The sequence below is a fragment of the Streptomyces sp. NPDC059456 genome (genome assembly GCF_042750055.1).
Classification (GTDB): Bacteria; Actinomycetota; Actinomycetes; order Streptomycetales; family Streptomycetaceae; genus Streptomyces.
On sequence record NZ_JBHYVA010000396.1, the window covers coordinates 1 to 7824 of the forward strand.

At 72.2% G+C, this 7824-nt stretch carries 7 protein-coding genes and 1 tRNA gene; 5 read left to right on the forward strand and 3 right to left on the reverse strand.

What is annotated here, in order from left to right; genetic code table 11:
* Positions 1 to 108: 108 nt before the first annotated feature.
* Positions 109 to 181: transfer RNA gene (locus ACFXA3_RS28005), tRNA-Arg, on the reverse strand.
* 115 nt (positions 182 to 296) lie between these two features.
* Here ACFXA3_RS28005 and ACFXA3_RS28010 point away from each other — a divergent pair.
* The gene (locus ACFXA3_RS28010; protein WP_385191222.1) at positions 297 to 1172 is read left to right on the forward strand and encodes an FAD binding domain-containing protein; all 876 of its coding nucleotides are present in this window, start codon (positions 297 to 299) and stop codon (positions 1170 to 1172) included.
* 8 nt (positions 1173 to 1180) lie between these two features.
* Here ACFXA3_RS28010 and ACFXA3_RS28015 read toward each other — a convergent pair whose 3' ends face one another.
* Positions 1181 to 1660 (reverse strand): RidA family protein, encoded by a 480-nt coding sequence (locus tag ACFXA3_RS28015; RefSeq protein WP_385191224.1) that lies wholly within the window; start codon positions 1658 to 1660, stop codon positions 1181 to 1183.
* An 80-nt stretch (positions 1661 to 1740) separates the two neighbouring features.
* Entirely contained in the window at positions 1741 to 3018 is a 1278-nt protein-coding gene (locus tag ACFXA3_RS28020; RefSeq protein WP_385191226.1) for a M6 family metalloprotease domain-containing protein, read from the reverse strand.
* Positions 3019 to 3263: 245 nt separating this feature from the next.
* Between ACFXA3_RS28020 and ACFXA3_RS28025 the strand changes: the two genes are divergently transcribed.
* From ACFXA3_RS28025 to ACFXA3_RS28040, 4 genes are all read left to right on the forward strand, one after another.
* Complete coding sequence (locus tag ACFXA3_RS28025) at positions 3264 to 3965, forward strand: TetR/AcrR family transcriptional regulator (RefSeq protein WP_385191228.1); 702 nt, start codon at positions 3264 to 3266, stop codon at positions 3963 to 3965.
* Between the two features lie 84 nt (positions 3966 to 4049).
* On the forward strand, positions 4050 to 5591 hold the full coding sequence (locus tag ACFXA3_RS28030) for an MFS transporter (RefSeq protein ID WP_385191229.1): 1542 nt from the start codon (positions 4050 to 4052) through the stop codon (positions 5589 to 5591).
* 212 nt (positions 5592 to 5803) lie between these two features.
* Positions 5804 to 6574, forward strand: a complete 771-nt coding sequence (locus ACFXA3_RS28035; protein ID WP_385191231.1) for a dioxygenase — start codon at positions 5804 to 5806, stop codon at positions 6572 to 6574.
* Between the two features lie 244 nt (positions 6575 to 6818).
* Positions 6819 to 7796, forward strand: a complete 978-nt coding sequence (locus ACFXA3_RS28040; protein WP_376203058.1) for a sigma-70 family RNA polymerase sigma factor — start codon at positions 6819 to 6821, stop codon at positions 7794 to 7796.
* Positions 7797 to 7824: the final 28 nt, after the last annotated feature.

Sequence of the window (7824 nt, forward strand, 5' to 3'; positions counted from 1 at the left end):
CCCGGCGGCGGGGGTGCGGTCGGCCCCCGCACACCCGCACACGCCCCCCGGGGCACGGAATAGGCCGGTTCCGAAGTACCCCACCCCCGAACCGCCCCTCACGTGCCGTGCCCCCGGCAGGATTCGAACCTGCGACACCCGCTTTAGGAGAGCGGTGCTCTATCCCCTGAGCTACGAAGGCGGACTGGCCACCGACAGACTAGCGGATCGTGTTGCACGGATGCGCCCCCGTAACCGCCGGGGGGAATTCGGCCGGATCCGGTTTGAGGGCGGGCGGAGCGGTTCATGGGACAGGCATGGACTTCCTTCGTCCCGCCCGTTGGGAGGAGGCGCTCGCCGCCAAGGCCGCGTACCCCACCGCCGTGCCCATCGCCGGCGGCACCGACGTGATGGTCGAGATCAACTTCGACCACCGGCGTCCCGAGTACCTCATGGACCTCAACCGCATCGGCCTGCTGCAGGAGTGGGAGATCGGCGAGGACGTCGTACGGCTCGGCGCGTCCGTCCCGTACACGCAGATCATGGAGCACCTGCGCGCCGAGCTGCCGGGGCTGGCCCTCGCCTCGCACACCGTCGCCTCCCCGCAGATCCGCAACCGCGGGAGCGTCGGCGGCAACCTCGGCACCGCGTCCCCGGCCGGTGACGCCCACCCGGCGCTGCTCGCCGCCGGCGCGCAGGTCGAGGTGGAGTCGGTGCGGGGCTCCCGGATGATCCCGATCGACGCGTTCTACACCGGGGTCAAGCGCAACGCCCTCGCCGCCGACGAGCTGATCAAGGCCGTGCACGTGGCGAAGGCGGACGGGCCCCAGCAGTTCTCGAAGGTCGGCACCCGCAACGCCATGGTCATCGCCGTCTGCGCCTTCGGGCTGGCCCTGCACCCGGCGACCCGCAGCGTCCGTACGGGCATCGGCTCGGCCGCGCCCACCCCGGTCCGGGCGAAGACGGCCGAGGAGTTCCTGGCGGCGGCCCTCGACGAGGGCGGCTTCTGGGAGTCCCGCGCGGCCGTCACCCCGTCGATCGCGAAGCAGTTCGGGGACCTCGCGGGCGCGGACTGCAACCCGATCGACGACGTGCGCGGCACCGCCCGGTACCGGCGCCACGCCGTCGGGGTCCTGGCCCGCCGCCAGTTGCTGTGGGCCTGGGAGGAGTACCGCGGCGACGGCGGTACGTGACGTCGCGGTCAGACGCCCATCGGGGTGTGCAGTTCCACGACGACCTCCACCTCGACGGGTGCGTCCAGCGGCAGCACCGCCACGCCCACCGCGCTGCGCACGTGGATGCCCGCGTCGCCGAAGGCGGTGCCGAACACCTCGCTGGCCCCGTTGACCACGCCCGGCTGCCCGGTGAACCGCGGATCGCTGGCCACGAAGCCGACCACCTTGACCACGCGGCGGACGGCGGACAGGTCGCCGGCGACGGAGGCGATGGCGGCGAGCGCGTTCAGCGCGCACTGCCGGGCCAGCCCGGCCGCCTGCTCCGGGGTGACCTCGGCGCCGACCTTGCCGGTGAGCGGGAGCGCGCCGTCGACCATCGGGAGCTGGCCCGAGGTGTAGACGTAGTGCCCGTTGACCAGGGCGGGGACGTACGTGCCCAGCGGGGCGAGGGCCTCGGGGAGGGTGAGCCCGGCCGCGGCGAGGCGTTCTTCGGGAGTGCCGGTCATACGGGGTCTCCTGGGGTGCTCATGGACGGTCGGGGAAGGGCGCGGAGGGGCGGGTAGGGGCCACGGCGGGCGAGGGGCGGTCAGGGGCGGGTGACGCGGACCTGGAAGCTGCCGTCGCGCAGCTCGCCCACCACCGAGATGCTGATGCCGGCCTTGTCGTCGGTGAAGGTCTCGCCCGGCCGGAACGGCGCGTCCGACAGTTCCCCGTGCACGTTGGGGCGCCGCGTGCAGCCTCCGCTGCCGACCGCGCTGTCGGAGACGGTGACGGGCCCGCGCCCGGTGTCCACCTGGGAGTCCACCTTGTAGATCAGGACGCCCGGCTTGCAGACGGCCTCGTCGTTCCCGGCCCGGGTGCGGACCTCCACCGCGTACCCGGAGGTCTCCGACAGCGGTACGAAGGCCAGCTTCGTGCCGCCCTCCACCGCCAGCGGGGTGAGGGTGTGGTCGCTGACGCCGGATTTCGCGGCGCAGCTGATCTGCGAGCTGTCCAGCCAGCCCAGCTTCCACTTGTGCCAGCCCAGCAGGTCGTTGTTGGCACCCCAGTCCTCGCTCATGATGTCCCAGTGCCCGACCGTGCCCCCGCCGTCGGCGGTGTACAGGTCGGGCAGTCCGAAGACGTGCCCGTTCTCGTGGGGGAGCACCCGGTAGCCGGTCTCCCGGTAGGTGCCCGAGCCGTCGTCCTGGCGGCTGTAGACGAAGGACGTGTTGGCGAGCGGCACGCCGTCGGCCAACGGGGCCTCGGCGTTCCCGGAGAAGGTCACCGAGAGCACGGTGTCCAGGGCGGACGGGCCGGCGTTCGGCGTGACGAGGATGTTGACCAGGTCGTAGCGGCTGAAGTCCACCTCGGAGTCGGCGGCCTTCACGATGTGTTCGACGAGCTGCCGGTAGCCCGGCTCGTACGCGGACCCGCGCTCGATCCCGTACGCGGCGAACGGCATCGGCATCCGCAGCCAGGTCCTTATCGGCGCCTCGGCCCGGTAGCTGAGCCGGCCGTAGGAGCTGGTGCGGAACCAGTCGGAGGTCTGGGGGAAGAACTCCGCGAGGCGGTCCAGTGCGGTGCCCTCGCCCTTGGCGTCCGGGAAGTCGATCATCAGGTTCAGGGCGTGGACCTCGCCGGTCGAGCGGGAGTACCCGGGTGGGGTCGGCAGGCCCTCGGACATCTGCACGCCCATCGTGCCGGTGATCCGGCAGGGCGCCAGCGCGGACTCGGCGGTCGTGGCCACGGGGCCGGCCGTGGAGTGGCTGCGGTCGGATATCCCGGTGCTCGCGGTGGCCGTGATGCCGAGGGCCAGCACGGTGAGGCCGATGTACGCGCCGACGCGGCGTGGTGTGCGTATCCGGTGGCGGGTCTGCGGCATGGAGATCGCCTTCGGGTCCGCGGCAGCCGGCCGGGCCCGGACTGCGCTCTGTGCGATCACCCTCCGTCGGCTGCGGCGCGCCCGCGCGTCGGGAGCGTCCGAACGGGAACCGTGCTGTGACCCAGGTCACACGGGGGAGTGAAATAACCGGGGACTGGATCCCCGTTTGTAGGAGAGTCCCGCAAAGCGGGGACCGGCTCCCCGTTTGGGGGCGGATACGAATCCCAAGGCCCAGGAGGCCTCGCATGAAGCGCCCCACCACCCCCGTGGCGGACCCGTCCGCCCCGGAGGCGGCCGTGGACCTGTCGGCCGCGGAGCCCGCACGGCTCCCGCGGCCGCGCGCGGACGCCGTCCGCAACCGCGAGCGGATCCTGGTGGCGGCGCGCGAGCTGTTCGTGGAGCAGGGATCGGCCGCACCCTTCGACGAGGTGGCCCGCCGGGCGGGCGTCGGCAACGCGACCCTCTACCGGCACTTCCCCGACCGGGCCGCGCTGGTCCACCACGTCGTGCTCTTCGTCATGGACCGGGTCACGGCCCAGGCCGAGGACTCGCTCGCCGAGGAGCCCGACGCCTTCGCCGCACTGTGCCGGTTCACGCACGCCGCGGCGGACGAGCGGATCGGCGCCCTGTGTCCCATGCTCTCCGGGGACTTCGACCGGGAGCACCCCGAACTCCTCGCGGCCCGCGAGGCCTTGGCGGAAGCCGTCGAGACCCTGGTGACGGCCGGCCAGGAGGCCGGGCTGATCCGCACGGACGTCGGCGTCGGCGACCTGATGGTCGCCCTCTCCCAGCTCAGCCGGCCGCTGCCGGGCATCGCCTGCCTGGACGTGGACGGGTTCGTCCACCGCCATCTCCAGCTGTTCCTGGACGGGTTGCGGGCGCCGGCCCGCTCCGAACTGCCCGGCTCGGCGGCCACGCTGGAGGACCTGAGGCGGAAAACCATGTGACGCCCCGGGTTGCGACCGCTAGCGTCGTAAAGCCTCTCTAAACGTTATTTTTCAGTCATTCCGCACAGTGAAGTGGGTACCCCCATGCCAAAAACAGCCGCGACCCTCGCGCCGGCTGCCGCCGACCCCAGTCGCTGGAAGGCGCTCGTCTTCATAGCCCTGGCGCAGCTGATGGTCGTGCTCGACGCGACCATCGTGAACATCGCCCTGCCGTCGGCGCAGACCGACCTCGGGATCTCCGACGGCAACCGCCAGTGGGTCATCACCGCGTACGCCCTGGCCTTCGGCGGGCTCCTCCTCTTCGGCGGCCGCATCGCCGACAAGTGGGGCCGCAAGAACGCCTTCATCGTCGGCCTGGCCGGCTTCGCCCTGGCCTCCGCGCTCGGCGGCGCCGCCAACGGCGAGGCGATGATGCTGGGTGCCCGAGCCCTCCAGGGTGCCTTCGGCGCCCTGCTCGCGCCGGCCGCCCTGTCCCTGCTGGCCGTCATGTTCACCGACGCCAAGGAGCGGGCCAAGGCCTTCGGCATCTACGGTGCGATCGCCGGTGGCGGTGGCGCCGTGGGACTGATCCTCGGCGGCTTCCTCACCGAGTACCTGAACTGGCGCTGGACCTTCTTCGTCAACATCCCGTTCGCGATCGTCGCGGCCGCGGGTGCCTGGCTGGTCATCCGTGAGCCCGCCGGCGGCCGCAACCGCGCCCCGCTGGACATCCCCGGCGTGGTCCTGTCCACGCTCGGCCTGGTCGCGCTGGTCTACGGCTTCACCCGCGCCGAGTCGGCCGGCTGGTCCGACGCGGTCACCGTCGCCATGTTCGTCGGCTCGGCGGTGCTCCTCGCGGCCTTCGTGTTCGTCGAGTCCCGCGTGAAGTCGCCGCTGCTGCCGCTGCGCGTCCTGCTGGAGCGCAACCGCGGCGGTGTCTACCTCTCCCTGGGCCTGGCCGTCATCGCGATGTTCGGCCTGTTCCTCTTCCTCACCTACTACCTCCAGGTCGTGAAGGGCTTCTCGCCCGTCAAGACCGGCTTCGCCTTCCTGCCGATGATCGCGGGCATGATCACGGGCTCGACCCAGATCGGCGCCCGCCTGATGACCCGGGTCCCGCCCCGGCTGCTGATGGGCCCGGGCTTCCTGCTCGCCGCCACCGGCATGCTGCTGCTGACGCAGCTCGAGGTCGGGTCCTCGTACCCGGCGCTGATCCTGCCGGCGCAGCTGCTGCTCGGCCTGGGCATGGGCACGGCGTTCATGCCGGCCATGTCGCTGGCCACGCACGGGGTGAACCCGGCCGACGCCGGTGTCGCCTCCGCCATGGTCAACACCTCCCAGCAGGTGGGCGGCGCGATCGGCACCGCCCTGCTGAACACGATCGCCGCCTCGGCGACGACCGCGTACCTGACCGACCACGCGGCCGCGGTCGCGGCGGGCGGCCCGGCGGCGAAGCTCGTCCAGGCCCAGGCGATGGTGGAGGGCTACTCCACCGCCATCTGGTGGGCGGTCGGCATCCTCGCCACCAGCGCGGCCATCGCCCTGACGCTGATCACCACGGGCCGTCCGGGCGCCGGCGGCCCGGTCGCCTCCGGTGACGGATCGGGTGCGGACGCCGAAGTGAAGATCCCGGTGATCGCCCACTGACGCGCCTCGGGGTACCCCGGGAATGACTGAGAGCCCCGCGTCGTTCAAATTTGAACGACGCGGGGTTTCGTCGTCTCCGGCTCGCGGCCGGCCCCGTGCAGACGGACGAGGAGCGCCCCATGACCACCACTACGGCCCCCGACACCACGCCGCGGCCCACGCCGCAGCCCACGCCGCGGCCCACGCCCGCCCCCGGGTCGGTCCCGGCCCGGATGCCGGCGCTCTACCTGAGCCACGGCGCCCCGCCGCTCGCCGACGACCCGCTCTGGCCCGGCGAGCTGGCCGCCTGGGCCGCCGCCCTGCCCCGCCCCCGGGCGGTCCTGATGGTCTCCGCCCACTGGGAGGAGGCCCCGCTCGCACTCGGCGCCACCGACCCCGTCCCCCTGGTCCACGATTTCCGGGGCTTCCCCGAGCACTACTACCGGGTCCGCTACGACGCCCCGGGCGCCCCCGCGCTCGCCGCCTCGGTACGGGCGCTCCTGCGGGCCCCCGGCACCCCCGTCCAGGACGTCCCCGACCGCGGCCTCGACCACGGTGCGTACGTCCCGCTCGTGGAGATGTTCCCGGAGGCCGACGTGCCGGTCCTCCAGATCTCCCTGCCGACGCTGGACCCGCGCCGCCTGATGGACATCGGCCGCACGCTCGCGCCGCTGCGCGACGAGGGCGTCCTGATCGTCGGCAGCGGCTTCTTCACCCACAACCTGGCCGCGCTGCGCCACACCGGGCCCGGCGTGCCGTCCTGGTCGGCCGAGTTCGACGCGTGGGGCCGCGAGGCGCTGGCCGCGTCCGACGTCGACGCCCTGCTGGACTTCGAGGCGAAGTCCCCGGCGGGACGGCTGGCCCACCCCCGTACGGAGCACTTCGCCCCGCTGTTCGTCACCCTCGGCGCGGCGGACGCCCACGGGGACCTGGCCCGCCGCTCCGACCCGGTCGAAGGCTTCTGGATGGGCCTTTCGAAGCGTTCGGTCCAGTTCGGCGGGTAATGGGTCGGTTGTCCAGGCAACCGGAAGCCGGCGGGAGCCGTCTTCCAGGGCAGAGCCGCGGCGCCGGCCGGCGGAGACGGGGCAGGATACTGCAAGATCTCGAAAATAGAGGGACGGCGTGGGAATTCTGTCCCGATTCCAGTCGTTGTTTCCTTCGGAAGCGGGCACTCGGGAGAGTGTCCAGGGACGCGGAGCCGCGTTCCAGCAGCCGCACCGCGACCTAACTCATTGCAAGGGAGCACGCATGGCAACCCGCGCCGTCGCCCGTCGTCAGTCCAGGGGCAGCGCCCGCGCTGTGAGCGGAGAGATCGCAGACCGCGACCTGGTGGGCATGTACCTGGACGAGATCGCGCGTACCCCGCTGCTCGACGCGGCCAAGGAAGTGGAGCTCTCACAGATCATCGAGGCAGGCGTGTACGCCCGGCAGATCCTCGACGGTGAGACGGAGCGCGAGGGCGAGACGCCGGCGCGCGAGGAGCTGGAGGCCCTGGCCGCGGAGGGGGAGCGCGCCAAGGAGATCTTCATCCGCTCCAACCTGCGCCTCGTCGTGGCCGTCGCCCGCCGCTACCCGCGCAGCGGCCTGCCCCTGCTCGACCTGATCCAGGAGGGCAACGCCGGCCTGGTGCGCGCCGTCGAGAAGTTCGACTACGCCAAGGGCTTCAAGTTCTCCACGTACGCCACGTGGTGGATCCGCCAGGCCATCACCCGTTCCATCGCCGACCAGTCCCGCACCATCCGCCTGCCCGTCCACCTCGTCGAGGAACTCGGCCGGATCCGCCGCATCCAGCGCGAGTTCAACCGGGAGAACGGCCGGGACCCCGATCACGCGGAGATCGCCGCCGAGCTGGACTCGACGGAGAAGCGCGTGGGCGACGTACTGGACTGGGCGCGCGACCCGGTCAGCCTGAACATGTCCGTGGACGACGAGGGCGAGACCCAGTTCGGCGACCTCCTCGAAGACACCTCCGCGATCTCCCCGGAGCAGTCCGTCCTCTCCCTGCTGCGCAGCGAGGAGCTGGAGGACCTGCTGGGCAAGCTCGACCAGCGCACGGCGTCGATCATCAAGATGCGGTACGGCATCGACGACGGCCGCGAGCGGACCCTGACGGAGGTCGGCAAGCAGCACGGCCTGACCCGCGAGCGGATCCGCCAGATCGAGAAGCACGCCCTCCTCGAACTGAAGCGCATGGCCCGCGACACCGGCTTCGACGCCGTGGCCTGACCGGCCCGCGGCGAAGCCCCCCGAACGA

Excerpts from the sequence above, each read along its gene's own strand:
- ACFXA3_RS28015 (WP_385191224.1), bottom strand. The coding sequence starts at position 1,660 with ATGACCGGCACTCCCGAAGAACGCCTCGCCGCGGCCGGGCTCACCCTC.
- ACFXA3_RS28020 (WP_385191226.1), bottom strand. The coding sequence starts at position 3,018 with ATGCCGCAGACCCGCCACCGGATACGCACACCACGCCGCGTCGGCGCG.
- ACFXA3_RS28030 (WP_385191229.1), top strand. The coding sequence starts at position 4,050 with ATGCCAAAAACAGCCGCGACCCTCGCGCCGGCTGCCGCCGACCCCAGT.
- ACFXA3_RS28025 (WP_385191228.1), top strand. The coding sequence starts at position 3,264 with ATGAAGCGCCCCACCACCCCCGTGGCGGACCCGTCCGCCCCGGAGGCG.
- ACFXA3_RS28040 (WP_376203058.1), top strand. The coding sequence starts at position 6,819 with ATGGCAACCCGCGCCGTCGCCCGTCGTCAGTCCAGGGGCAGCGCCCGC.
- ACFXA3_RS28035 (WP_385191231.1), top strand. The coding sequence starts at position 5,804 with ATGCCGGCGCTCTACCTGAGCCACGGCGCCCCGCCGCTCGCCGACGAC.
- ACFXA3_RS28010 (WP_385191222.1), top strand. The coding sequence starts at position 297 with ATGGACTTCCTTCGTCCCGCCCGTTGGGAGGAGGCGCTCGCCGCCAAG.